Origin of the sequence: Streptomyces sp. RKAG290 (genome assembly GCF_023701695.1) — a bacterium.
GTDB lineage: Bacteria > Actinomycetota > Actinomycetes > Streptomycetales > Streptomycetaceae > Streptomyces.
Map to the genome: position 1 here is coordinate 3,034,507 of NZ_JAJOZC010000001.1, position 24,662 is coordinate 3,059,168.

The following is a 24,662-nucleotide window of genomic DNA, read 5'->3' on the forward strand; positions in this document are numbered from 1 at the left end:
TCCGTGTCAGCCCGGAAAGGCGTCCGTGGCGAGCGTGACGTCGAAGGGTGCCGGGAGGACGAGCGGCTTGCCGAACGGCACCGGAGCGGAGCACTTGTACGTACCGTCCTCGTTCGGCTCCGTGAACAGCGTGGACATCGCCCCTCGCGTGTCGAACCGGTCGATCAGCAGGTACATGGGCACGCCCGCGCGCGCATAGGCGCGGTACTTCTTCGTCCGGTCCTCCCGGGCGTTCCCCTTCGACGTGATCTCGACGATGAGGACGGCTTCCGACGCGTCCATGGGATCGCTGGTCTCGGGGTCGGCGGCATCGATCAACTCGGCGGGCATCACCACGAGATCGGGAACATACAGCTTGTCGAGTGGCGCGACGTGCACACCCAGGGTCTGGTAGATCTCCAGGTCCTCGGGCAGATTTGCGTAGAGCCTGCGCTGCACCTTGGCGGCGATGCCGTTGTGATGCGCATGCGGCGGCGGTACCAAGACGATCTGCCCTTCGTCGATCTCGGCGCGCCACCCCTCGGGCACGTCCAGTTCCTGCCAGGTGCGCAGCAGGTAGTCCCACGGGCGGCCTTCGGAGCCCTGCTGGTTCTCGACCATCGCTGCGGTCATCGCGGGTCCCTTCTCCTGAAGCCTGTCGAGGGAGCGTAAATCGACGTTTCCACGGCGCGGGGCCGCTCCTCTCAGCGTCCCACGATCGTGTGACGAGCGCACCGACCCTCGCGCTCCGGGACGCCTCGCCCAAAGCGAGTCACGACGACTTTGCGTAATCAATAGATTACCTTGCGTGACGAGCGACCATGATCATCATGCGTCGCCCCGCACCCCTGGAGATATTCATGCGACACCTCTTCACCAAGGCCGCGAGCCTCGCCGCCGTGGCGACGCTCGCGTTCACCGTGGCCCAGCCCGCCCAGGCCAACCAGATCGGCGGGGGTGCTCAGCGTGCTGACGCCGCCGCCACGCCCGCGTACTTCGAGATGACCGACATCACGCGCAGCACGTTCATCGTGAAGCTGGTCAACGACCGCGAGATCAACCACGCCCGGGAGCTGGTGAGCGGCGCCACGGAGGACGAACCGCACCTCGTCGGCCGGATCATCAAGTCCCCTGCCGCGTACAACCCGCGCTGGAGCTTCCACTTCGACCCGGATTCGGTCCAGTTCTTCAACAACGCCATCGAGGTCTGCGACGCCACCATTCCGTACGTCGAGGACCACCTCGACGAGGCCGGCGGCCCCTTCCTCCCCGGGCGGTACTTCTGCCCCTGGACCTCACGGCTCGTTCGGGAAGTCGCGGCCCCGTAGGGCCGGTTACGCAGCGGAAGGGCGGCACCCTCGGCAGAGGGGTGCCGCCCTCATCTGTTCACCGGTCGGCGCGGGCCGGTTCGGCGGCCGGGCTGCGTGGCTGGACGGTGACGAGGGCGATCCCCGCGCAGCACACCGCCAGGAGCGCGAGTTCGGCGGTCGACGGGGCGGAGGCCGTACCCAGGACCCAGTCGCCGAGGCGGACCGTGAAGGGCACGGCCAGCTGGACGGCGGCGGTGAACACCGGGCCCCGCAGCAAAATGAGCCGGTGCTGCACGAGGTAGGCGGGCGCGTAGACCGCGGCGCCGAGCAGCACGATGCCGCCCGTCGCGGCCGGGGTGGGCGGATGCGTGATCAGCGCGGGCAGGGACATCGGCAACAGCAGACAGGTGGCAGCCGCCAGCAGCACCGGCAGCACGGCGAGGGGCGGCAGCCCGGACAGCCGTTCCCGGTACAGGAACCCGTACACCGCGAAGGCCACCGTCGCGGCCCCCACCAGCAGCAGCCCGACCACGTCCAGGTCCCCGGCATCGGCGCCCAGCGCCGCGTATCCGGCGGCCGCCGCACAGGCCAGGACCGCGCCCGCCGCCTTGCGGGGACCGGACCGTACGCCGAAGAACAACGCGCCGACCGCCACCGAGGCGCACGGCATCAGGGCGACGACGAGGTTGGTCAGCGAGGTGCCGATACGCGGGATGGCCAGGAGCGTGCCGGCCGCGTACCCGGCGAAGCCGAGCAGCCCCAGCAGCCAGACGGTTCCCGGCCGGGCCACGGCCCGCCGCAGGTCGGCCCGCCCGCTCATGGTGGACGCGGCCATCGCGGTCAGTACCGCGCAGCAGACCGCGGTACGCCCCACCGCCACGGTCAGCGGCTCGGTCCCGGCGACCAGGGCCCCGGAGAGCAGCCAGGTGCCGGAGAGCAGAGCTACGAGAACGACCGGCATCGGGGGCCTTTCCGCAGGGAGGAGACAGGGAGGAGACAGGGACAGCCCCTCCGGCCCGTCCGAACCTATCCGGCCACGCCGAGCCGCCCCTCGCGTGGCCCGGATACGGATCAAGCACCCGAGACCCCGGACGCACCCTCACCGCGGCAGCTGGCCCTCCCTGTTGATCTCCGTCACCCGCGCCCGCAGCACGAGCCCCGGCGGCGCCGGGTGCACGGATTCCGGCGGGCAGTCCCACTCCGAGCCCCCTCCGGGCGGCCGCAGTTGGACGTACGGCCCGACCCACCCCATCACCCGGCCCACCCGGCCGTCCCGCCCGTCGACGGCGAACGTCCCCCGCTCCGGCACGGAGGCCTCCGGCTCACTGCCGCCCTCACCCGCCATGACCGGCCACCTTCCCGCACCGCGCTCTGTGCCGCTCCTTCATCGCCATGATCCATTCCTTCCACGCTGAGTAACCGAAATGCATACTCAGCGTGGCTATTCTTCCGGCAGCCGGGAAGAGATGCAGGTCCAACAACCGCAGATGCCCAACAGCGGATCGCCGCGCGGCCGGCCCCGGCACCCCACTACTTGACGCCCTCCACCCGCGTATCGAATAACGAGACAGAACGTCCCACTAATCAAGACGGTTGATACCTTCACACCCTCACCCGTACAGGCCACGGACGGAAGGTGCAGCACATGCCGAAGACGGTCATCCACGTGTTCCACGACGACGACGCCTCCGTCACCACGGGGACCCGGGTGGCTCAGCGAATCCAGGAGATCGCCGCCGGGCACGACACCAACGTCGAGGTCCTCTGCTTCGGCCCGGCCCAGCGCCGCCTCGGTGACGCGACCCCCTCCGAGGCGAGCGCGACCTTCAACCGGCAGATCGACGCGCTGATCGCGGACGGCGTGACCGTGGGCGCCTGCGTCAACGCGGCACGGGCGGACGGCACCGAGGCCGAGCTCGCCGCGCGCGGACTGCGCCTGCGGGTGGCCCGGGACGAGTTCCTGCGCTTCACCCTGGAAGGCGCCACCGTCATCACCTTCTGACCCCGCACGAACGCCGAGTGCCGTCGGGCCGCAGCGAGGCTGCTGACCCGACGGCACTCGGCGTGGAGACGGTCGAGGATCAGGCGCGCCCGTCGCCCTTCGCCTCCAACGCCTGACTCAGCCGCAGCGCGGTGTCGAGGTTGCAGCGCCCCAGCTCGACGAGCGCGGCCGGCTCGTCACCCGCGCACGAGAGCGGGTCGATCCGCAGCGAGGGCAGCACGATGCCCATCCCCGCAAACCCTTCCCGCAACCGCGCCACCAGGTCCTCGGCCTCCCGCACCCTGCCCGCTGCCGCCCTGCGCCGCTCCGTAGTCGTCATGATCCGTTCCTTCCACGCTGAGTAGAGGCAATGCATACCCAGCGTGGCGACCGACTCGTTAGCCTGGAAGAGGTGCAGTTCCAACAACCGCACGTGTGCCACAGGGAGTTGTCATGCCGGGTCCCAGAAAGCTCGACCCCTCCTCCTCGCCACGCGCCCTCCTGGGCGCCGAGCTCCGCCACCGAAGAGAGCAGGCCGGCCTCTCCCAGACCGACCTCGGCGCCCCGCTCTTCGTCAGCGGCTCGTTCATCGGACAGCTGGAGTCCGGGGTGCGGCGGATGCAGATGGACCAGGCGGAGAAGTTCGACGAACTCCTGGGCGCGGGCGGCTTCTTCGTACGGAACTGTGCGGCGTTGAAGAAGTCGAAGTACCCGGAGCACTTCGCGGAGGCCGCCGAGGCGGAGGCCCGAGCCGAGGCCATCCGGGAGTACGCGCCCCAGCTCATCCCGGGCCTGTTGCAGACGGAGGCGTATGCGCGGGCGGTGTTCCGGGAGGGCCTGCCGACCGCCACTGAGAGCACGATCGACGAGCTGGTGACGACCCGGCTGGAACGCGGCCAGCTCCTCGCCGATCCAACAGTGCCCCAGTTGTGGGTGGTGCTCGACGAGGCTGTGTTACGTCGGAGAGTGGGCGGACCGGAGGTGATGGCGGCTGCGCTTCGGCATATCGCCGGGCTGATGACGCAGCACCGAGTCATCGTGCAGGTGCTGCTCTTCTCGGAGGGTGCTCACATGGCACTCGAAGGCTCGCTCAAGCTGATGGCCTTCCCGGATGCTCCACCTCTTGCCTACCTACAAGGCCTGGGAACTGGGCAGTTGCAGGACGATCCGGCTTCGGTCCGTCAGTACGAACTGACTTACGATCTGGTGGTGGCCAGCGCGATCTCACCGGCAGCGTCCCTGGCCTTGATCGAGTCAGTGGCGGAGGATTACGTCCATGAAGTTCAGCGGTTCTGACTACGACCTGTCCACGGCGATCTGGCACAAGTCCTCCTACAGCGGGGGCGACGGCGGCAACTGCCTGGAGGTCGGGTCCTGGCGCAAGTCCACCTACAGCGGGGCGAGCGGCGGCGACTGCCTCGAAGTCCTGGACGGTGTCCCCGAGGTCGTCCCCGTCCGCGACTCCAAGGTGAGCGACGGACCCGCGCTGATGTTCCGCGCGGCTGCCTGGCAGTCGTTCGTCGCCGACCTCAAGCGCAGCGCCTGAGGCGCCTGCCGGGCCCGGGGCTTGAGCCCCGGGCCCGGACCGTATCCGGCCACCGCCTGGCCGACCCGGGTGAACGTCCACTCGGATGCGCCCTCGGCAGCGAGCGTCGTTACTGCGTGCCCCCGCGTCCTGGCCGCACCCGGACCGCCATCAGCCCGGAAGCGAACACCACTGCCGCGGCGACCGCCGCACCGACGTGGTCGGCGGGCATGAGAATGACCGTCCAGGCCCTGTCCCGGCCCGGTCCGCCTCCGCCGATGAGCGTCATCGTGATCACCCAGGCGGCCGGTACCAGCGCGGCCGCGTGATCACCCGCGGTGCGGCGGGCGCAGAGCATCAGCCCGATCAGGAACGCGGCGTTGCGGCCCGCCGTGTCGGCGTTCGGCGCGTCCACGACGAGGGCGACCAAGTGGGCGGAGGCGATCGCGGCCACCCCGGCAGCGACGACCAGCCAACGGTCGAAGCGAGCGACCGGGCGACCGGCGGCCGCCTCCGCCCCGGGCATGCGACTGCTCAGGCTGTACGCGAGACCGGCGCAGACGAGCAGCGGCGCGAAGACGATCAGCGGCCTCCCGGCACCGCCGTCGAGCGAGGGCAGACTGACGAGCATGTCGCCCGCTGCCAGAGCCAGGCAGACGTACAGGGCCAGCCCGGCCAGGAGTACGGGGAGCCGGCGGGTCTTCAGCCAGAGGTCCATCGTCAGCCGCCCGTACCTGCGTAGTCCACCGCGGTCTGCGGTGTCGGCTTGCAGGCGTCGAGCAGCTTCATGTTGCGGGTGAACCAGGCCCGTTGGTCGCTCTCGGGCAGTTTGAGGACCCGGGCTTCGAGGGTGCCGAAAACCGCGTTTCCGAGCAGCTGCTCGACATCGTCGGCCTTGATTCCCGCCTTCAGCATGAGCCAGGCGGCAAGCGTGCCGGTGTCGCCCGAGCCCGGTGGGCACGACGGCAGAGCGGTCAGCGGCGACACCGCGAGCGTGGCCTTGACCTGCACCTCGGCCATGTCGGGTTCGGCGTACACACGCCAGGTGCCCTGTTCCAGGTGAACCGCCTCGGACACGGCTGCGAGCCGTTCCGGCCGGCCCGCACCCGCGGCGGCGAGGCGCGGCAGGACCGAATGCGCGGTGCGGGCCAGGCGGTCCAGTTCGCCTCCGGCCTCTTCCGGTACGCAGATCCGGGGAGCCGCTCCGGTGCACACCGGAGGGTCCGTACGCGGCCACGGCGGCGGGTCACCCTCCCAGGCCCGCACCGGGGAAACCGCCGCCACCGTGAACACCGCGAGGCAGGAGACGCAGGCACCGGTGGAGACGAGGGCTCCCAGGAGGCGGCTGCCCCGCACTCGGGTGAGCTCCGCGGCGATCAGGACAGCGAGCGCGAACCCGACCGCCACCAGGGCGGGCGCCACCAGAGCGGACGGGTTCACCGTGGTCGTCAGGTCCCCGTGCGGCGGGTCGAGCATTCCGGTGAGCTCACGCAGCCACATCGGATCGGTCACCGTCTTGGGCAGCACCAGGGCCAGGTAGTCGGCGATGAGCACGAGCGGGGGCGCGAGCAGCCGGGGCAGCACGTTGCCCGCGGCGTAGCCGAACATGGCGTGCACCACGACGAGCAGAGCGCACATGCCCAGCACCCCGAGGTGGGGCCAGTCGTGGGCGGGCCCGCTCTTGATCCGCATGGCGAGCAGCGATGCGGCGATCGCCGCCACCCCGAGCGCCAGCACAGGTACCAGCGCGCGCAGCGCGATGGCGTACCGGTTGCGTACCGGCCCGAGCCGGCTCACCCCTGCGCGTCGCAGCCGTCCCGCCTCCCAGGCGGCACAGGCGGCAACTGCCGGGGCGTAGAAGGGAAGGCAGTAGGCGACGATGGGAGTGTTGCGTCCCCAGTACGCAAGATGCCCCGACCCGGAGGCGGAGGAGACGTACCAGACGAGGACGAGGACGAGAGGCGCCGCCCACAGGGCGCTGCTCGTGCGCCAGCCGGCCGCATACCTGCTCATTCGCCGCCGCCGGTCACGCGGTAGTAGGCGGCCTCGGCCCGGCGTCCGTACGCGGTGTCCGCCGGGGCGAGGGCGGTGAACTCCGCCACGGTTCCGGAGAACCGGATGGCTCCGGCATTGAGGACGACGACGTGGTCGTAGGAGTCCTCCAGGTCGGCCACATCATGCGTGGACAGCAGGACATGGCGGTCGAGGGTGGCCAGGATGTCGTGGAAGACGCGGCGCTGGCGGGGGTCCATACCGGCGGTGGGTTCGTCCAGCAGAAGCGCTTCGGCGTCGTGCACCAGGCACTGGGCGACACCGACACGGCGCTGCTGTCCGCCGGAGAGTTCGCCCACTTTGCGGTCGAGCTTCTCGCTGAGCTCGACCTGCCGCACAGCGCCGGGCGCGGCGTCCCAGGCGGCGCTGCGGCTCATGCCCTTCAGCCAGCCGACGTAGGCGACTTGCTCGCGCACGGTCAGACCGGGAACGGCCTCGGTGCGCTGCGGTAGCCAGGCGATACGTCTGCGGTAGGCACTCAGGTCTCCGCGCCGTGCCGTCGTACGGCGACCGTAACCGACGGTTCCTGACTGGGGCCTCAACACCGATGCGGCGAGCGACAGAACGGTCGTCTTGCCCGCGCCGTTCGGGCCGAGGAAGACGGTTCGGCCGGACGGGAAGTCGAATGTGAGGTCTCTGATCACGGGGCGGCGGCGACGGTATCCGTAGGCTGCCGCACTGAAGCTGAGAGGCATGGAGTGGGGTCCCTGTGCGGTCGTAAGCGGACGGGCCCGGCAACGTCGTTCGGCCCGTCGTGCAGCGCGGGTCCCGTTGCATGGGTGAGTGACGGGGCGTGACGCCTCAGCGCCCCTCCGGGCCGTACTCCAGGCGGGGCGCACTGATGTTGACAGACGGTGAACGGATCCTGCGGCTCTCCTCAGCCATTTTCATGATCATGTGACGAAAACGTGACGGTCACTCATGCGGCAGACCACCAAAAGGTCACATCTTCAGGGACTGACCTGCTTGTTCCGCACATCGGGCGCATCGCACGCGATGCCCCTCATCTCGACCGGCCCCGGCGGCGGACCCCGTCCCCGCCTAATCGCCCGGCAGCCACCCGGGGCTCAAGCGTCGAGATCCGAGCGCTCTTTCAGCGGAACGGTTGGCGGGATTGAATACCCACCCACCCTCCCTGCCTGGCGGGTTGACTTTTCGCGACCGACTTGCCACGGACCGTAGCCACGCTCTAGCGTCAGCCAAGACACGACGGCCCCCGCCGGTGCGCAAACACCGAACAGGGGCCTGACCACTTCGATCGTTAGGCCCGATCTCATGGCTGTCAGCCAGCTTAGTGCTGCCTCTTTTCCTGCGCGCGACCCCCTGCCCACGCTCGACCACCCGATGGCCAACCCCGGCTACGGCAAGCGTTCGGCACCGGACCAACGCCCGCGCAACGGACGCGATTTCGTCCACCTCCACCCCCGTGACGCGGCCATCGCCGCCTACATCGACGGGCTGTGCGACGGCGCCGACATCTCCGTGAAGACCCTGGCCAAGGCGCTCCCGTACGGGCAGTGCGCCCTGCGGACCACGCTGAACCGGCTCCAGGCTGCGGGGCACCTGCGCCGGGGCAGCGAGTGCGTCGCGACCGAGGAGGCGCTCCTCTGGGTGACCCGGACGTTCTTCTCCCGCACCGCGCGCGACGACGCGTGGTGGGCGGCGTTCACGCGTGGCGACGTACCGCAGGAGCCCCAACGGCCGTCCCGGTCACGCTCCTTCATCCTGCTCGCCGCCCTCGGCCGTACCGCGCCCGCACTGACGCTGTCCCAGGCGGACTGCGTCGCACTGGAGCCACAGGTCAGCGAGTGGTTCGCGCGCGGCGCCACCGAGGCGGAGGTACTGCGCGCGCTGACCGACGGGCTGCCGACGCCCGTCCATCACGCCGCCGCCCTCATCCGCAGGCGACTGCGGGACAAGCTGCCGCCCGTGCGGGTCGCTCCCCCGGCCCGCCAGGTCGTCCTGCGGACCCTGGAGTGCGGCGAGTGCCGGGCGCCCGGCAACGCGGAGGCGATGCCGGGCGGGGTGTGCGCCGGGTGCCGGGGCGACGCCGCATCCGAACCCACCGGACCCGTGGGCGCCGTGCCCGTACAGGGGGTGCGGGCGCGGATGAGCGCGGTGCGGGCGGGGCTGGTGCCACGGGCGGAGCGGGCTCCGGAAAGGCGGCGGACCCCCAGGCCGCGGTAATGGAACTGCCCCGGTGCGGGACACCCGGACCCGGTCCCCTCACTCGACGGACCGGTCGGCAAGGCCAGGCGTGAGCGGGTCGACGCTCCGAGGCGTCGACCCGCTCACCATGGGGCCCTGGTCGTGCTCGACGGATCGATCAGCCGAGCGGGATCTCCAGGACTGCCTCGTTTCCTTCGGATGAGCTGAGGGTGGTGGTACTGCCGTCGGTGCCGGTGAAGGCGTAGAGGCGGTCGCGGCTGTTGACGACCAGGGCCAGGCGGTTGCCGTCCGGCAGGTCGTAGGCGGCGGGCTGCAGAAGCCAGTTGACGGCGACGTCCGACTGCGCGGTCAGGCCGGTTGCGGTGTACGGCTCGTGGGTGATGATCTGCGCGGTGCCGTCCGGGGCGACGTCGAAGAGGTAGGCCACGAGGGTGGCGGCGTCGGCCGTGCTGCGTAAGGTCAGCCGCACCGTTGCCGTACCGCGGATTCGTCGGCCGCCGTCCAGGGGGTCGGTGGACCATACGAGCAGCTGGGGTCGCTCGAACTTGGCCAGGTCGTACGTCTTGGGGTTGCCGAACCACTCCTTCTGCCCGGTCTGCATGAGTTTGTCGTCGGCCGCGGTGGCGGCGGTGAGGCTGCCGGCGGTGAAGCTCCGGGTCCAGCCGGCGGTGGGCCTCTCGGTCAGCGAGCCGTCGCCGTTGCCGCCGGTGCCGGTGAGGTGCCAGTTCTCGGCGCCGGTGGTGACGTCCTCCCACGACGGCCTGGGTTCGCGCCGGGCGGGGCTGGTGATCCGGTGGGTGCCGTCGGGAAGAGTCTTGGTCTGGTAGGTGAACATGACCTGGTTGTTCACCGCCGCCCATCCCGGCACGTCGTTGGCGGCGCCGAGCAAGTGGTGGTCGAGCCAGGCGTACACCTCCTGGAGCGGGTCCCGCAGCCCGGGGAACGGCACACCGCCCAGCAGGCCGGACAGGCCCGGACCTTCGGGCGCGCCGTGGTCGCCGATCCACATGTTCAGGTGCTTCGGCACGTCGAGCTTGGCGAAGCTGTCGATCGTCTGGCCGGCGGGGAACAGGCTCTCGTGCCAGGTGTTCGAGAGGAAGGTCGGGATTCCCCGGCTGTTGGTGATGTCTGCGTACGTCTCCGGCGACCGCTCGGTGCCCCAGGCCACCACGTCGCCGAGGTTCCTGCCGTCGAGGAAGTCCCGCAGGATCTGCTGGGATTCCGCGTCGAACTTCTCCTCCAACGAGCCGCCGGTGAACGCGATCAGCGCCTTCACCGCCTCGACATGCCGGGTGCCGTTCGCGTACAGGCTGGTGGCCAGGTTGCCCCAGGTGCTCAGCGCGACCACGGCGGCCACCCGGTTGCCGGGGTCGTGCGCGGCGACCAGCTGGCTGATTCCCGAACCGTAGGACTCACCGAGGAATCCGACGGCGCTCGGAGCGAACTCCGCCTGCGCGTGGTCGATCACCGACTGCCCGTCGGCCCAGTCCTGAGGTCCGGCGACGTCGATGAAGCCCTCGGAGGTGGAGAGCAGCCCCGGCGTGCCGAGACCGCGCGGGGTGTACGCGAGGACGTGGTAGCCGCGCTGCGCCAGCGAGAGGTACGCGAACAGGAAGGGCAGCCAGCCGTACGGGTTCCAGCCGGCGGGCACGATCACGACCGGGTGCTCGCCCCCGTCGTTCAGTTTGATCGAGAGCGCCGACAGGTGCACGCCGTCCGACGCGGCGATGCGCGGCAGACCGATGGTGGCACGCTGCCGGACCGCGGCCACCAGGTCCGCCAGCTCTGCGGGCAGGTCAACGCTGCCCGCGCTGTCCTGGACGGCGGCGAGCAGAGCCCCGGACACGTCCAGGGCCGCCGGGCTGGGGGTGAGACCGCCCACCGCCCAGGCGCCGTTGGTGGCGATGTCGGTGAGCGTCGCCTCGTTGATCGACGGGATCGGATCCCCACTTGCAGAGGTCACATGAACCACCTTCTCCATGACGGCAAAGGCCCACCTTGAGGGGGCCATCACCCAACATCATGATCAACGAAGATGGGGCAAAACTGATGAGTTGACGGTTTCACCAGAAATGCTGATCTGTCACCGATTTCGCGCCCGGCCGACGCGGTTGTGCCTGCGTACATGAAGCCGCTCAGGCCGTGCTTCTTCTCCGCCGGCCTACAGGCGCGCAGGTCACCCCTGAGGTGGGGAAGCCGACGCACAGGCCCCCGGGGCGGTGAACCCCGGGGGCCTGCGACAGCCGTGTCTGTGGGTCAGGACGGGTCGATCGTCGCCGTGACCGTACGGCGCATCACGGAGAACGAGGCGGAGAAGCCGCCGCCTTCGAGTGCGGTCAGGCGGTCCGTGCCGTACTCGTCGAAGTTGAGCGAGACGAGCTATCGACGCCGTCGGCGTTCGGTCGGCGACGAAGATCTCCTTGCCACCCATGGCGTTGAGGGCACCGGAGGGGCGCGGCCAGGATGGTGCGAAAACCTACGAGGAGCCCGTTACTGAGCCATTACTGGCCTCTGCGGGGGAACGGCCGGCGGCACCCGGCAGGTGCTCGATACCGGGTGCCGCCGTTCAGGTGCGGGAGCGCTGCCTGCGCGTCACCACGCTCCGGGTGCGGGTGGCGGGACGACGTCGGGGCGGTCGTTGCAGGTGATCGTGTTGGGCAGCAGCCAGGGGGCGAGCCAGCCGCCGTCGTTGCTGCCCAGGTCCGTGAGGGAGAACTCCGAACCGGTTGCCGGGAAGTTGAACGAGCCGCAGTTGTTGACGCCCACGGCGCCGACGTTGCGGGCGTCCACGTTCTCGAAGGTGGCGCCGCCCGCCGCGCGGGCGCTGACGACCGAGGTGCCGGTGCCGTCGACCTTGATGTCCTTGAAGTGGACACCCTTGATGTCGTACCGGTCCTTCACGGCCCAGTCGGAGACCAGCATGATCGCGTTGTAGGTGCTGTCGAGAAAGTCGTTCCCGGTGACCCGGATGTCGGCGTCGATGCTCTTGTCGAGAGCGAAGATCCACAGGGCGCCGAGGCCGATCTTCCAGTTCAGCTCGTACGTGCCGGAGCGGACGGTGGTGTTGTCGTCAAGGTTCAGTTTCCCGGCGAACGGCTCGGCGCCGAAGCGGGAGCCGATGTGCAGGGCGCTGCCTTCCCGGATCGGGTCGGCGACCAGGTTGTTCGAGACGGTGTTGTCGGTGCCGCCGTAGATCGCGATCCCGTTGGCCAGGACCGGGGTCTGGACGGTGTTGTGGTCGAAGGTGTTCCGCGCGTTCGCGGTCTTCTCGGACCACATGGCGAGGCCGTCGTCGCCGGAGTTGCGCACGAAGGTGTGGGCCACGCGTGAGTCGGTCACGCCGGTGTGGAAGTTGATGGCGTCGGCGATCTGGTCGACGACGGTGTTGCCGGTGATCCGCAGGTTCGACATCGGGCCGTCGAACCACATGCCGACCTTGGTGTGGCTGATGTGCAGGCCCTCGATGGTCGAGTCGCTCATCGCACCGCCGATGCCGTTCACCTGGTCGGTGTCGACGCGTTCGCGTACGTCGCCCTCGATGGCGAAGCCGGACAGGTGGACGTTGCGGCTCCCGCCGTCCGCCGCGTCCTTGCCGTAGAAGCCGACCCCGGTGTGGACCGAGCCGTCGGGGGCCGGGGCGGCGAGGTCGACCTCGTGACCCTTGATCTTCGTGTACCAGTTCCCGGCGCCGGTGATCGTGACGTCGTCGACGACGATGTGCCGGCTGACCTGGTACGTGCCCGGCGGGATGTACACCTTGAGGTGGGTGCGGCGGGCGAAGGCGATGGCCTTGTCGATGGCGCCCGCCGAGTCGCGGCGGCCGGTCGGATCGGCCCCGAACGCCAGGACGTTCGCCGCGAGAAGCTCGACGTGCGGCCGGCCGACGAGCTCCGAGTCCAGCAGGTCGACCGCCGTCCACGCGGCCCGGCTCCCGGTCGGGACGGTGAGGCGCACGGTGTCGCCGGCCCGGTAGGTCCGGCCCAGCAGGAGGCGCTGCTCGTCGTAGAAGTGGCTGGGCCGGAACGGCTTGTCGATGACCGGGGCCGGGGTCGTCCCGCTGGGCACGCAGGAGCACTCAGTGATCCACCAGTCGGGGTGGAGCAGCCCGGCGCCCGGGTCGTTGGAGAACGGGTACTGGTTGTACAGCCAGGAGTACTGCGAGGTGAGCGTCATCGTGGAGCGCTTCTTGCCGTTCACCGCGACGTCGAGCGGTGCGGTGATCCCGCCGCCGCCCGGGGCGTCCGGAATGCTGTAGCGCACGGTGATCGCGTTGGCGGCGCTCGGCAGGGTGAACTCGACGTGCTCGCCGGGGGTGAGCTTGACCGCCTTACGGCCGGACGCCTCGGCGGGCAGCGTGTACGCGGTGCGGTCCGGGCCGATGACCGTGCCGTCGGTCGCGGCGTTCTCGGCCTCCTGCTCGGCGAAGGCCACCTTTGCGCCCCGGCCCGCGACGAGCGCCGGGTCGAGGGCGGCCCGGGTCACGACGGGGGCCGGGGCCGTGCCGCGCGGCTGGGCGAGCGCGGGCGCGCCGGCCAGTACGCCGAGGCCGACGGCGGCCGCGGTCATCGCGGCGACCGCGGCCGCCGGCACGGCTCTGCGCCGCGGTCTTCGCGACATCGCTTCAGCACCGGTGATGTTCCGTGACATCGCATGCCCGTTTCTCTGAGGAGGAGTGAACGACAGGGACGATCGGGGTGGAGCGGCCGCCATGGAGGTGAGCCGACAGTAGGACCCGTACGTACCGGCCCACAAGACTCCTGCGAGAAGGTTTCGCTGATTTGCTGCCCAACTGCGTGCGCTCGTTGGGTTTTTGCGTTGGGCAGGCAGTTGATTGCGATGCCGGGCAGGCTGTCAGGCCTGTGCCGCGTCCCCGGTCTCCTGCGGGAGCAGCAGCGCCGAATCGGCGTGCACGGTCAGCCGCACCGGCACGAACTCCTCGGCCTCCGTGCGGGATTCACCCGTGCCGGGGTTGCGGGCGTAGCGCGGGTGGGCGCCGCCGCTGAGCTGCCAGCGGATCCGGTGGCCGACGCCGAAGCGGTGGGCGGCGGCTCCCATGGGGACGGTGAGGTGTGCGGGTTCGCCTGCCGTGGCGCGGAGTTGGGCGAGACCGTCGCAGACGTTGGTGGAGCGCCCCTGCGGGTCCACGTCGCACAGGCGGGTGAAGACGTCGCCGTATCCGGTGTCCGTGGCCACGCTGATCCGCGCGGAGACCGGGCCGAGGACGGTGACGGGTTCGGTCAGGACCGGGCCGGTGAACGTCAGCACGTCCTCGCGCGCCTCCAGGGCGCTGTTGTCGCGGGCGCCTGCGGTGCGGGAGAGGAGGGGGCCGCCGAGGGACGGGGTGGGGGCGGCCGGGTCGTGGCGGACGGACGCGAGGGGGGCGTCGTCCGTGGGGGGCTGCCTGGCGAGATGGCCGTCGGGGGTGGGGAACCAGGAGGTGACGGCCGGGTCGAGGGGCCACTCGTCGAGGTCCCGCCATCCCGCGTCCGCACCGCCCGTGTGAACGCGTACGGGGGTGGGGCGCAGCGCGGAGGGCTCGTCACACAGGTGGGCGCGGAGCCAGGCGAGGCTCTCGGCGAAGACCTCGGGCCAGCCCTTCTGCAGGGCGGAGGTGTGGGTCCAGGGGCCGACGAGCAGGGAGGTGTCGCACCCCGCGCGGCGCAGCCTGCCGTACTGGTCGAAGGTCTGGCCGGCCAGGGCGTCGTGCCAGCCCGTGACGAGGGCGGTGGGGATGGCCGGCCGCTGCGCCGACGCGCCCGGGTGAGCGCCCTGCCAGTACGGGTCGTCCGCGTCCGGATGCGCCATCACGTCCGCCAGCCAGGGCACTTCCTGCCCGAGTCCTGAGGTGTACGCGCCCCGCAGCGGCTGCGCGGTGACGATCCGGCGCATCCGGCGCTGCAGGCGCAGCGTCGCCCTGACGAAGGCCGCCATGCCGCGGTGCTGGTAGGTCATGCCGAGGCCGACGGCGAGCGCGGTCTCCAGGTGGAGCACGCCGTCCGTGTGGAAGAGGGAGTACACATCCTGCAGGCCCACCTGGAGGACCATGGCCTTCAGCTCCGGCGGCGGGTCGAGGGCGAGCGCCTCCTGCACGTAGCCGAGGTAACTGGGGCCGACCGTGCCGAGCGTGCCGTTGAACCAGGGCTGTTCACGCAGCCAGGACACCGTGGCCAGGCCGTCGGCGGCCTCGTTGCGCCAGAGGTCGAAGCTGCCGCCCGAGCCGCCGGTGCCGCGGCAGCTCTGCACGAGTACGTGGAAGCCCTGTTCGGCGAAGAGGATGCCGTACTGGGGCGACCACGGCACCCCCCGGCCGTACGGCGAGCGCACCAGGAGGGTGGGGAAGTCGCCCTGCGCGCGCGGGAAGTAGTGGTCCGTGACCAGCGGGCTGCCGTCGGCGGCCGGCACCACCAGCCCCGGCTCCCAGCCCGCCCTGTGGCGCCGGGCCGGGAGGTTGCGCCAGCCGGCCCGCATCAACCGGGCGGACAGCGGCGGCTTCGCGGACGACGGCGTCCTGGCGGGGCGCGGCAGGGCTTGGTGCGTGGGTGTGGTCATCGTTCGCCTCCATCGTTCCCGAGCATTCTCGTACTGTGTACGAGAATAGTGGATGCTTGGATGACTTCCACAAGTCCGCAGCAGCGAGGAAGGGAGAATCGCGATCGTGACCCGTGCCGACGAGCCCGGCGCCACCGGCGTCGACCCCCGAGAACTCTGGCTGAGCCCGGACCGCCCCGCAGGGGCCGCAGACCTGCCTTCAGCCGCGAGGCGATCACCGCGGCGGCCGTCGCCCTGGCGGACACCGAAGGGATCGACGCCGTCACCATGCGGCGGGTCGCCGCGGAGGTGGGCGCGGGGGTCATGTCGCTCTACAGCTACGCCCCCGACAAGGAGACGCTGCTGGACCTGATGATCGACCACGTCACCGGCGAACTGCCCGCCTCCGCCCCCTCACCGGTGACTGGCGCACCGACCTGAAGGCCGTCGGGCACCTCCAGCGCGACCACATGCTCCGCCACCCCTGGCTGCCCGCGGCCGTCCACTCCCGCCGCACCCTGGGCCCCAACTCCCTGGCCTTCCTGGAACACGCCCTGGCCGCCCTGCGCCCCATCGGGCTGGACGGTGCCGCCCGGCTGGAGGTCTTCGCCCAGCTCACCGCGTTCGTGGCGGGGCACGTCAGCTACGAGGTCGCCCAGGCCCAGGCCGCGCAGTCGCCCGACCGGGCCGCCGCCGAGGGGCGCTACCTCGCGGCCGTCGCCGCGGACGGCCACCACCCCGAACTGGCCGAGGCGCTCTCCGCCGCCGGGCGCCCGGTCACCCCCGACGCCACGTTCACCCGCTTCCTCAACCGGCTGGTCGACGGCCTCGACGCCGCCTGACCAGGCACGAAGCGGGGGCTGCGGGGACGCCGCCGGTGGCACAGTGCCGCTCCCTGAAGACAGCCTCCTGATCACCCCGATCGCCGAGCGGCCCGCGCTGATCGCCCGGGTCCACGCGGAGCCCAACGGGTGGATCCGGCACGGCACCGGGCACCGGCCGGCCTGAGGACGGCGCCGGATCTCATACCTGGGTGCCAGGTGCCACGCCGCCGAATGAGCACCGGGGTATCACGCGCCGGGCGGGTCGCGGCAGGCATCGTGGGGGCGTCCGCACACGTCCCGCCGCACCCGCCCGCAGCGCTCCCCGCAGCGGGCCCGCGGCCGCGTGCCGTGCCGCCCGAACGGGGAGTTCCAGGTGACCGCAGTCCCGCGCACTCGTACCCACAACCGCCGGCAGGTGCTCGTCACCGCTCTCGCCGCGTCGGCCCTGCTGGCCACCACCGCCGTGCCGTCCGTCGCGGCCGGCGACCGTCGGTCGCCCGGCGCCCGGCCGGCCGCCCGACTGCCCCGGCCCACCGGCCCGTTCGAGGTCGGTTCCACCGTCCTGCGCCTCGTCGACCGTGCGCGGCCCGAACCCTGGGCGCCGGACGCCGCTCCCTGCCGCCAGCTCATGATCGGCGTCCGCTACCCGGCCGCGCCCGGCCGGTCCGGGCAGCGGGTCCCGCAGATGACGGCTGCGGCGGCCGCCCACTTCGGGGGCGCGCAGGGCGCCGCCGCCCTGAACCTGGCAATGGCCCCGGGGACGGTCGACTGGGGCGCCACGCTCAGCCACGCCCGCCGCGACGCACCCGTCGACCCCCGGGCCGGGCGGCTGCCGGTCGTGCTGTACTCCGCCGGGCTGGGCGACCCGCGCACCTGGAACACGGCCCTGGCGGACGACCTGGCGAGCCGGGGCTACGCCGTCGTCACGATCGACCACACCTACGAGGCGACCGAGGTGGAGTTCCCCGGCGAGCGCCTCGCCACGATGCGGATCTTCGACGGGGCACCGCCCACCGACCCGGACGCGATCAGCGCCCTGCTGCGGAAGGTCGTGGCGGTACGGGTCGCCGACACCCGGTCCGTGCTCGACCGGCTCCCGGAACTGAACCGGACGCGCTTCGCAGGCGTACTCGATCTGCGCCGGATCGGGATGTTCGGCCACTCCGCGGGCGGCTTCACCGCGGCGCAGACGATGCACGAGGACCCGCGCGTCCGGGCGGGCATCAACATGGACGGACAGCTGGACTACGTCGGCGGCGGGCTGCCGGACGGCAGCAGGCTGAGCACCGTGGCGCTGGAGGGGCTCGACCGTCCACTGCTGCTGATGGGCACGGCGGGTGAGGGCTCCGGCGACTACCGGCAGCAGCCGTCGTGGGCCGCGTTCTGGCGGAACACCCGCGGCTGGAAGGCGAACGTCACACTGGCCGGCTCCCGCCACGCCTCTTACACGGACGCGCAGGTACTGCTGCCGCAGCTGGCCCGGCAGGGCGCGGAGCCGGACGGCGGCCTGTCGGCGGCGCTGGGGACGGTGCGGCCGGACCGGGCGGCGGCCGCGAGCCGGGCGTACGTGGCGTCGTTCTTCGGCCGTTGGCTGCGCGGACACGACGACCACCTGCTGGACGGCCCGTCGGACCACTTCCCGGAGATGGTGTTCACGCCCTGAACAGGCTGTCCCGGAGGGGTCAGGCCAACTGCTTGTGCATGACGATGCAGGGCCGGCTGTGCTTTCGGTCGGCCCGGCGGTCGATCTCCTGCCAGCCCAGGGAGCTCCAGAAGGTCAGGGCGCCCGGGTTGTTCTCCAGGACGGCGAGACGGATGCCGTCCCGGCCCTCCTCGCGAAACCGCTCCTCGGCCCAGGAGGCCAGCAGCCGGCCGATGCCTTCGCGCCGGAGGCTGCCGTGCACCATCAGCAGTCCGATCCAGGGGTGGCCGTCCGTCGGGTGGCGATCGAGCAGGCACAGGATCCCGGCAAGCCGTTCCCGCCCGTCGCGGGCGAGCAGCACCTCGCAGCCCGGGGTGCCGGCTTCCTCGCGCAGGTCGGCCTCGACCCGCTCGGCCGGGATGTTCTCCGGATCGTACTCGCCGGCGGCACGGCAGTACTCCGGGTTGCTCGCGTAGAGGCCGGCCACCTCGGCCACCTCCTGCCGGGAGAAGCGGAGCGGCGAAACGGAGAGCGTGGGCATGCGGGCCACAGTAGCCAGCCCGCCCGGCCGGCCACTGCCGGACAGCGGTGGCGGGCAGTTCGAGCGGCGTGCCCGCGCCGCGTACGTACGACGCCGGCCCCGGGGAGCGATCCCCGGGGGCCGGCGTACGTACAGCTGTGCAGGAGCTGCTGATCCGTCAGGATCAGAAGTCCATGTCACCGCCCGGCATGCCGCCCGGAGCGGCCGCAGAGGCCTTCTCCGGCTTGTCGGCGATGACGGCCTCGGTGGTGAGGAAGAGCGCGGCGATGGACGCGGCGTTCTGCAGGGCGGAGCGCGTGACCTTCGCCGGGTCGATGATGCCCTCGGCGATCATGTCGACGTACTCGCCGGTCGCGGCGTTGAGGCCGTGACCGATCGGCAGGTTGCGCACCTTCTCGACGACGACGCCACCCTCGAGACCACCGTTGACGGCGATCTGCTTGAGCGGGGCCTCCAGCGCCAGCTTGACGGCGTTGGCGCCGGTCGCCTCGTCACCCGAGAGCTCGAGCTTCTCGAAGACGGCCGAGGCCTGGAGCAGAGCCACGCCACCACCGGCGACGATGCCCTCCTCGACGGCGGCCTTGGCGTTGCGCACCGCGTCCTCGATGCGGTGCTTGCGCTCCTTGAGCTCGACCTCGGTCGCGGCACCGGCCTTGATGACGGCCACGCCGCCGGCCAGCTTCGCGAGGCGCTCCTGGAGCTTCTCGCGGTCGTAGTCCGAGTCGGAGTTCTCGATCTCGGCACGGATCTGGTTGACGCGGCCCTGAACCTGGTCGCTGTCACCGGAGCCGTCGACGATCGTCGTCTCGTCCTTGGTGATGACGACCTTGCGGGCGCGGCCGAGCAGGTCGAGACCGGCGTTCTCCAGCTTGAGGCCGACCTCCTCGGAGATGACGGTGCCACCGGTGAGGATGGCGATGTCGCCGAGCATGGCCTTGCGGCGGTCACCGAAGCCGGGGGCCTTGACGGCCACGGACTTGAAGGTGCCACGGATCTTGTTGACGACCAGGGTCGACAGGGCCTCGCCCTCGACGTCCTCGGCGATGATCAGCAGCGGCTTGCCGGACTGCATGACCTTCTCCAGCAGCGGAAGGAGGTCCTTCACGTTGCTGATCTTCGAGTTCACGATCAGGATGTACGGGTCGTCCAGGGACGACTCCATGCGCTCCATGTCCGTGGCGAAGTACGCCGAGATGTAGCCCTTGTCGAAGCGCATACCCTCGGTGAGCTCGAGCTCCAGACCGAAGGTCTGGGACTCCTCGACGGTGATGACGCCTTCCTTGCCGACCTTGTCCATGGCCTCGGCGATGAGCTCGCCGATCTGGGTGTCGGCGGCGGAGATGGAGGCGGTCGAAGCGATCTGCTCCTTCGTCTCCACGTCCTTGGCCTGCTCCAGGAGGGCGGCGGAGACGGCCTCGACGGCCTTCTCGATGCCCCGCTTGAGAGCCATCGGGTTGGCACCCGCGGCCACGTTGCGAAGGCCCTCGCGGACGAGCGCCTGAGCGAGAACGGTGGCGGTGGTCGTACCGTCGCCGGCGACGTCGTCCGTCTTCTTGGCGACCTCCTTGACCAGCTCCGCACCGATCTTCTCGTACGGGTCCTCCAGCTCGATCTCCTTGGCGATGGAAACACCATCGTTGGTGATCGTGGGGGCGCCCCACTTCTTCTCAAGGACGACGTTGCGACCCTTGGGGCCAAGGGTGACCTTGACGGCGTCGGCGAGCTGGTTCATGCCGCGCTCGAGACCGCGCCGGGCCTCCTCGTCGAACGCGATGATCTTGGCCATATGAAGTGGTCCTCCCGGACAGGGGTGGATTCTCCGGACCGAGAGGCGCCCGCGACGGACGGCCTGCCTGCCTGTCGGTTCCTTGCCCCGTCAGGCCTGCGGGCCTCACCGGCCCGGTCCAAGTTTCTGTCACTCTCACCCGGAGAGTGCTAAGCCCAATGATTAGCACTCGACCCCCGAGAGTGCAAGCGTCCCCCTCCGGAGTGTGGACAACCGGAGGGGGCGCCCGGAGCGTGGCCAGGACGCACGGAGGGCCCGTACCCCAGGGGTACGGGCCCTCCGTGCGTGAGTAGTGTCGTTGGCCGACCGCGCCGAGCTCAGCCGACGGCGAGCTTGACCATGTCCGCCTGCGGCCCCTTCTGGCCCTGCGAGATTTCGAATTCAACTCGCTGACCCTCTTCGAGGGTGCGGTATCCGTCCATCTGGATCGCGCTGTAGTGGACGAAAACATCCGCACCACCGTCGACCGCGATGAAGCCGTACCCCTTCTCCGCGTTGAACCACTTGACGGTGCCCTGAGCCATGCCTAACTCCCCTATTACTGGCCCTTGCACAGGACCGCACTTCGCGGGCCCGGGTCAGAACTCACCCTCCGACAGGAGAGGGTGCGTAGCGCCGGAACGCGTCGACCGCGGCCGAATGTATCTGCCCAACTGCCCTCTGCAACAGGTCAATCGGACGAGAATTCTGGGCAGCACCGATCGCCCGAATATGGGGATGTCGTGAGGATTTTGGGCAAGTCGGGCCAGGCAAAGGCGACTTATGGCGCAAGGGATCAGGCACTTTGGCTGCTTCTTGTCGTGGCCGGGCGCATTCTCATATGCGGGCGGCACGGGCAGCGGAGGGGACTGCCCACACTCTACCGCGCTCAACCATGCAGAATTGCCCCCTCCGCTTCTCTCGCAGAGGGGGCAATTCCGGTGACGCGGTGGAGTCGGGCCGGGGGGCCCGGGGGCTCAGCAGCCGCCGGCGACGGCCGGGATGATCGAGATGCCGGCGCCGTCCGGAGTGACCGCTTCCAGGCCGCCCTCGAAGCGCACGTCGTCGTCGTTGACGTACACGTTCACGAAGCGGCGGAGCTTGCCCTGGTCGTCCAGGACGCGGGCGGCGATGCCCGGGTGGTCCTTCTCCAGGGACTCGATGACCTGGGAGAGGGTCGCGCCCTCGGCCGGGACCTCGGCCTGGCCGCCCGTGTAGGTGCGGAGGATGGTGGGGATACGGACCTTGACGCTCATGGTGGGTGCCCTTCCTGGAGTCTCGGGGTGGTCAGCTGGTGCCGAGGCCGGCGGCGCGGAAGGCGTCCAGGCTCGGGCGGATCGTCGCGGTCGCCTGCGAGGTGGCTGCCACGGCGTCCAGGGTCTTGAGGCCGTCACCGGTGTTCAGCACGACGGTGGTGAGCGTCGGGTCGAGCAGGCCGGCCTCGATCAGCTTCTTCGTCACGCCGACCGTGACCCCGCCCGCCGTCTCGGCGAAGATGCCCTCGGTGCGCGCGAGGAGCTTGATCGCGTCGACGACCTGCTCGTCGTTGACGTCCTCGACGGCGCCGCCGGTGCGGCGGGCGATGTCCAGGACGTACGGGCCGTCGGCCGGGTTGCCGATCGCGAGGGACTTGGCGATCGTGTTCGGCTTCTGCGGCCGTACGACGTCGTGCCCGGCCTTGAAGGCGGCGGAGACCGGGGAGCAGCCCTCGGCCTGGGCGCCGAAGATCTTGTACGGCTTGTCCTCGACCAGGCCGAGCTTGATCAGCTCCTGCAGCCCCTTGTCGATCTTCGTGAGCTGCGAGCCGGACGCGATCGGGATGACGATCTGGTCGGGCAGCTGCCAGCCGAGCTGCTCGCAGATCTCGTAGGCGAGCGTCTTGGAGCCCTCGCCGTAGTACGGACGCAGGTTGACGTTGACGAAGCCCCAGCCCTCGCCGAGCGGGTCACCGATGAGCTCCGAGCAGAAGCGGTTGACGTCGTCGTAGTTGCCCTCGATGCCGACCAGCTCACCGCCGTACACCGCGGCCATGACGACCTTGCCCTGCTCCAGGTCGTGCGGGATGAACACGCAGGACCGCAGGCCGGCGCGGGCGGCGGCGGCGCCCACCGCACCGGCGAGGTTGCCGGTGGAGGAGCAGGAGAGGGTGGTGAATCCGAAGGCGCGGGCGGCCTCGACGGCGATCGCGACGACGCGGTCCTTGAAGGAGTGCGTCGGGTTGCCGGAGTCGTCCTTGACGTACAGGCCGCCGGTGACGCCCAGCTCGCGGGCGAGGTTGTCGGCCTTGACCAGCTTGGTGAAGCCGGGGTTGATGTTGGGCTTGTCCGCGACATCGGAGGGGACCGGCAGCAGCGGCGCGTAACGCCAGATGTTGTCGGGGCCGGCCTCGATGCGCTTCTTCAGCTCGTCCGGGGAGCCGCTCGGCAGGTCGTACGCCACTTCGAGCGGCCCGAAACAGGTCGCGCAGGCGAACAGGGGACCGAGCTCGAATCGCTCTCCGCACTCGCGGCAGGAAAGTGCCGCGGCGGGACCGAGGTCCACGGAGGAACCGGTGTGTGCTTCAACAGTCTGAACAGCCATGATGGCGAGGCCCTTTCTCCTCATCTTCCTCGTGGCGCATTTCGCCACAAGACGGAATTGGCACCTTCCCCACCTGACCTCGCGGTCGGTGGCATGGTTGCCGGGACTTCAACGGGCCGTTCCCTCTGTCCCTCTGGATGAGCGCTATGGCACTGGACCATCGATCCAGGCGTTTATCGGCGGACGGACCCCGGCATGCGACGGCCATCTGCGTTGTTCAAGACTGTAACCGAAGCACCGGACTGTTGAGATAGCCGTCCGAACCGCGAGATGGATCACATACAGGGAGTATCGACCGTGCTGGAAGAGGTCGAACGCTGGCTGACCAGGCGTTCCTGGTCGGCCGCCGACCGCCCGCTGGAGCGGCTCCTGGCCGCACGGGGCCCCGGCGAGGGCGATCCGCGCCGCGGGAGCGTGAGTGTCGTGCTGCCCGCGCTGAACGAGGCGGCGACGGTCGGGGACATCGTCACGACGATCCGGCGCGAGCTCATGGAGAAGGTCCGGCTGGTCGACGAACTCGTGGTGATCGATTCCGGCTCCACGGACGCCACCGCCGAGGTCGCCGGCCGCGCGGGCGCCCGGGTGATCCACCGGGACGCGATCCTGCCCCGCATCCCTGCCGTCCCTGGCAAGGGCGAGGTGCTCTGGCGCTCACTCCTGGCCACCAGCGGTGACATCGTGTGCTTCGTCGACGCGGACCTGAAGGACTTCTCGGCCGACTTCGTCTCCGGCGTCGTCGGCCCGCTGCTGACGGACCCCTCGGTGCAGTTCGTCAAGGCGATGTACGACCGGCCGCTCGGCGACACCGCAGGTCAGGGCGGGCGGGTCACGGAACTGGTGGCGCGGCCGCTGCTCAATCTGCACTGGCCGCAGCTGGCCGGCTTCGTGCAGCCGCTGGGCGGCGAGTACGCCGTGCGCCGCTCCCTGCTCGAACGGCTGCCGTTCCCGGTCGGTTACGGAGTGGAGCTGGGCCTGCTCGTCGACGCCCTGCACACGGTCGGCCTGGACGCGCTCGGACAGGTCGACGTCGGCGTCCGCAAGCACCGCCACCAGGACGGCCAGGCGCTCGGCCGGATGGCGGCGGCCATCTACCGGACCGCCCAGCTGCGGCTCTCCCGGGGCCACCTGGTCCGCCCCTCGCTGACCCAGTTCGAACGCGGTGAGCGCGGCTTCGTCCCGCACACGTACCCGGTGGACACCGAGGAGCGGCCGCCGATGTGCGAGATCGAGGAGTACGTGTCACGCCGCGCGGCGTGACCGGTTGGGGAGTAAATATTCTTTAAGTTCCTTTCATGGCCTTCCCCTCACTGCTGACCGCACTGCGCCGGAACCACAGCCTGCCGGTCGCCCTCGCCGCCCTGACCCTGCTGAGCACCGCCGTCTCGGGCCCCGCCCAGGCCGCCCCCGCGGCGGCCGTCGCCCCCTTCACCGTGCGGTACGACGAGGGCGGGCAGGGCGGCTTCGGGACCCTCGGCAACACCGTCGCTCTCGACGACACACCCACCCGTCAGGACGGCCCCGCACTCCCGGCTCACCCGGCCGGGCAGGGAACCGGCTCGATGGCCGAGACCGGCGGGAACCGTGAGCGGCTGTGGCTGCTGGGAGGTCTCGCGCTGGCTCTCGTCGCGGCCGGGTCCATCGCCTTCGCGGTGGCGCGCGGACGCGGCCGCGACGACTGACCCGGCAGCGCCGACCGCCCGTGCGCGGCCGTACTCCTGCGGGAGGGCGGCCGCACGCACGTTTGGACCGTTCGTGATCGGGCTAGA

At 70.6% G+C, this 24,662-nt stretch carries 24 protein-coding genes, 1 pseudogene and 1 riboswitch; of the genes and pseudogenes, 10 read left to right on the forward strand and 15 right to left on the reverse strand.

Going from position 1 to position 24,662, the window contains the following annotated elements:
- Positions 1 to 6 precede the first annotated feature (6 nt).
- Positions 7 to 612 carry a Uma2 family endonuclease gene (locus LNW71_RS13060; protein ID WP_250968393.1) on the reverse strand — a complete coding sequence of 202 codons (606 nt, stop codon included), beginning with the start codon at positions 610 to 612 and terminating at the stop codon, positions 7 to 9.
- A gap of 188 nt (positions 613 to 800) precedes the next feature.
- On the opposite strand from LNW71_RS13060, the gene LNW71_RS13065 reads away from it, so the two are divergent.
- Positions 801 to 1,307, forward strand: coding sequence for a calmodulin-binding protein (locus tag LNW71_RS13065; RefSeq protein WP_250968394.1), 507 nt, complete (start codon positions 801 to 803; stop codon positions 1,305 to 1,307).
- Positions 1,308 to 1,365: 58 nt separating this feature from the next.
- On the opposite strand, the gene LNW71_RS13070 is transcribed toward LNW71_RS13065, so the two are convergent.
- Together LNW71_RS13070 and LNW71_RS13075 are read right to left on the reverse strand one after the other, a co-directional pair.
- Positions 1,366 to 2,250 (reverse strand): DMT family transporter, encoded by an 885-nt coding sequence (locus tag LNW71_RS13070; protein WP_250968395.1) that lies wholly within the window; start codon positions 2,248 to 2,250, stop codon positions 1,366 to 1,368.
- A gap of 138 nt (positions 2,251 to 2,388) precedes the next feature.
- Positions 2,389 to 2,634, reverse strand: coding sequence for a hypothetical protein (locus LNW71_RS13075; RefSeq protein ID WP_250968396.1), 246 nt, complete (start codon positions 2,632 to 2,634; stop codon positions 2,389 to 2,391).
- A 300-nt stretch (positions 2,635 to 2,934) separates the two neighbouring features.
- Here LNW71_RS13075 and LNW71_RS13080 point away from each other — a divergent pair, with 300 nt between their 5' ends.
- Positions 2,935 to 3,291, forward strand: coding sequence for a hypothetical protein (locus LNW71_RS13080; RefSeq protein ID WP_250968397.1), 357 nt, complete (start codon positions 2,935 to 2,937; stop codon positions 3,289 to 3,291).
- Positions 3,292 to 3,370: 79 nt separating this feature from the next.
- Here the strand turns inward: LNW71_RS13080 and LNW71_RS13085 are convergent, their stop codons facing one another.
- Positions 3,371 to 3,610 carry a hypothetical protein gene (locus LNW71_RS13085; protein ID WP_285802108.1) on the reverse strand — a complete coding sequence of 80 codons (240 nt, stop codon included), beginning with the start codon at positions 3,608 to 3,610 and terminating at the stop codon, positions 3,371 to 3,373.
- A gap of 113 nt (positions 3,611 to 3,723) precedes the next feature.
- Between LNW71_RS13085 and LNW71_RS13090 the strand changes: the two genes are divergently transcribed.
- Together LNW71_RS13090 and LNW71_RS13095 are read left to right on the forward strand one after the other, a co-directional pair.
- A complete protein-coding gene (locus tag LNW71_RS13090) occupies positions 3,724 to 4,566 on the forward strand; it encodes a helix-turn-helix transcriptional regulator (RefSeq protein ID WP_250968398.1) in 843 nt (280 codons plus the stop codon).
- Entirely contained in the window at positions 4,547 to 4,816 is a 270-nt protein-coding gene (locus LNW71_RS13095; RefSeq protein ID WP_250968399.1) for a DUF397 domain-containing protein, read from the forward strand. Before LNW71_RS13090 ends, LNW71_RS13095 begins: the two co-directional genes overlap by 20 nt.
- A gap of 109 nt (positions 4,817 to 4,925) precedes the next feature.
- On the opposite strand, the gene LNW71_RS13100 is transcribed toward LNW71_RS13095, so the two are convergent.
- Genes LNW71_RS13100 through LNW71_RS13110 form a run of 3 tightly spaced genes read right to left on the reverse strand, consistent with a single transcriptional unit; the run spans position 4,926 to position 7,491 of the window.
- Positions 4,926 to 5,513, reverse strand: coding sequence for a hypothetical protein (locus LNW71_RS13100; RefSeq protein WP_250968400.1), 588 nt, complete (start codon positions 5,511 to 5,513; stop codon positions 4,926 to 4,928).
- Between the two features lie 2 nt (positions 5,514 to 5,515).
- The gene (locus tag LNW71_RS13105; RefSeq protein WP_250968401.1) at positions 5,516 to 6,808 is read right to left on the reverse strand and encodes a hypothetical protein; all 1,293 of its coding nucleotides are present in this window, start codon (positions 6,806 to 6,808) and stop codon (positions 5,516 to 5,518) included.
- On the reverse strand, positions 6,805 to 7,491 hold the full coding sequence (locus tag LNW71_RS13110) for an ATP-binding cassette domain-containing protein (protein WP_308294480.1): 687 nt from the start codon (positions 7,489 to 7,491) through the stop codon (positions 6,805 to 6,807). Before LNW71_RS13110 ends, LNW71_RS13105 begins: the two co-directional genes overlap by 4 nt.
- Before the next feature lie 631 nt (positions 7,492 to 8,122).
- On the opposite strand from LNW71_RS13110, the gene LNW71_RS13115 reads away from it, so the two are divergent.
- Positions 8,123 to 9,034: a hypothetical protein gene (locus LNW71_RS13115; protein WP_250968403.1), complete on the forward strand. Its 912-nt coding sequence runs from the start codon at positions 8,123 to 8,125 to the stop codon at positions 9,032 to 9,034.
- 139 nt (positions 9,035 to 9,173) lie between these two features.
- On the opposite strand, the gene LNW71_RS13120 is transcribed toward LNW71_RS13115, so the two are convergent.
- The 3 genes from LNW71_RS13120 to LNW71_RS13130 all read right to left on the reverse strand — a co-directional run bounded on the left by LNW71_RS13120 (position 9,174) and on the right by LNW71_RS13130 (position 15,565).
- A complete protein-coding gene (locus LNW71_RS13120) occupies positions 9,174 to 10,979 on the reverse strand; it encodes a CocE/NonD family hydrolase (RefSeq protein WP_250968404.1) in 1,806 nt (601 codons plus the stop codon).
- Between the two features lie 629 nt (positions 10,980 to 11,608).
- Complete coding sequence (locus LNW71_RS13125) at positions 11,609 to 13,633, reverse strand: glycosyl hydrolase family 28-related protein (RefSeq protein WP_250968405.1); 2,025 nt, start codon at positions 13,631 to 13,633, stop codon at positions 11,609 to 11,611.
- 234 nt (positions 13,634 to 13,867) lie between these two features.
- Entirely contained in the window at positions 13,868 to 15,565 is a 1,698-nt protein-coding gene (locus tag LNW71_RS13130; RefSeq protein ID WP_250968406.1) for a CocE/NonD family hydrolase, read from the reverse strand.
- A gap of 106 nt (positions 15,566 to 15,671) precedes the next feature.
- Here LNW71_RS13130 and LNW71_RS13135 point away from each other — a divergent pair.
- From LNW71_RS13135 to LNW71_RS13140, 3 genes and pseudogenes are all read left to right on the forward strand, one after another.
- A pseudogene (locus tag LNW71_RS13135) lies at positions 15,672 to 16,386 on the forward strand (TetR/AcrR family transcriptional regulator).
- A 43-nt stretch (positions 16,387 to 16,429) separates the two neighbouring features.
- Entirely contained in the window at positions 16,430 to 16,552 is a 123-nt protein-coding gene (locus LNW71_RS36135) for a hypothetical protein (RefSeq protein ID WP_285802110.1), read from the forward strand.
- A gap of 189 nt (positions 16,553 to 16,741) precedes the next feature.
- The gene (locus LNW71_RS13140) at positions 16,742 to 18,031 is read left to right on the forward strand and encodes an esterase (protein WP_250968407.1); all 1,290 of its coding nucleotides are present in this window, start codon (positions 16,742 to 16,744) and stop codon (positions 18,029 to 18,031) included.
- A 19-nt stretch (positions 18,032 to 18,050) separates the two neighbouring features.
- Here LNW71_RS13140 and LNW71_RS13145 read toward each other — a convergent pair whose 3' ends face one another.
- The 5 genes from LNW71_RS13145 to thrC all read right to left on the reverse strand — a co-directional run bounded on the left by LNW71_RS13145 (position 18,051) and on the right by thrC (position 22,896).
- Positions 18,051 to 18,551: a GNAT family N-acetyltransferase gene (locus LNW71_RS13145; RefSeq protein ID WP_250968408.1), complete on the reverse strand. Its 501-nt coding sequence runs from the start codon at positions 18,549 to 18,551 to the stop codon at positions 18,051 to 18,053.
- A 163-nt stretch (positions 18,552 to 18,714) separates the two neighbouring features.
- Positions 18,715 to 20,337: a chaperonin GroEL gene (gene groL / locus LNW71_RS13150; protein WP_250968409.1), complete on the reverse strand. Its 1,623-nt coding sequence runs from the start codon at positions 20,335 to 20,337 to the stop codon at positions 18,715 to 18,717.
- A gap of 317 nt (positions 20,338 to 20,654) precedes the next feature.
- Complete coding sequence (locus LNW71_RS13155) at positions 20,655 to 20,861, reverse strand: cold-shock protein (protein WP_003967346.1); 207 nt, start codon at positions 20,859 to 20,861, stop codon at positions 20,655 to 20,657.
- A 432-nt stretch (positions 20,862 to 21,293) separates the two neighbouring features.
- Complete coding sequence (locus LNW71_RS13160) at positions 21,294 to 21,572, reverse strand: MoaD/ThiS family protein (protein ID WP_123524517.1); 279 nt, start codon at positions 21,570 to 21,572, stop codon at positions 21,294 to 21,296.
- A gap of 31 nt (positions 21,573 to 21,603) precedes the next feature.
- Complete coding sequence (thrC, locus tag LNW71_RS13165; RefSeq protein WP_250968410.1) at positions 21,604 to 22,896, reverse strand: threonine synthase; 1,293 nt, start codon at positions 22,894 to 22,896, stop codon at positions 21,604 to 21,606.
- 17 nt (positions 22,897 to 22,913) lie between these two features.
- Positions 22,914 to 23,040, reverse strand: a riboswitch (SAM riboswitch).
- Positions 23,041 to 23,193: 153 nt separating this feature from the next.
- On the opposite strand from thrC, the gene LNW71_RS13170 reads away from it, so the two are divergent.
- Together LNW71_RS13170 and LNW71_RS13175 are read left to right on the forward strand one after the other, a co-directional pair.
- Positions 23,194 to 24,153, forward strand: a complete 960-nt coding sequence (locus LNW71_RS13170) for a glucosyl-3-phosphoglycerate synthase (RefSeq protein ID WP_250968411.1) — start codon at positions 23,194 to 23,196, stop codon at positions 24,151 to 24,153.
- Positions 24,154 to 24,188: 35 nt separating this feature from the next.
- Positions 24,189 to 24,575 carry a hypothetical protein gene (locus LNW71_RS13175; RefSeq protein ID WP_250968412.1) on the forward strand — a complete coding sequence of 129 codons (387 nt, stop codon included), beginning with the start codon at positions 24,189 to 24,191 and terminating at the stop codon, positions 24,573 to 24,575.
- Positions 24,576 to 24,662 lie beyond the last annotated feature (87 nt).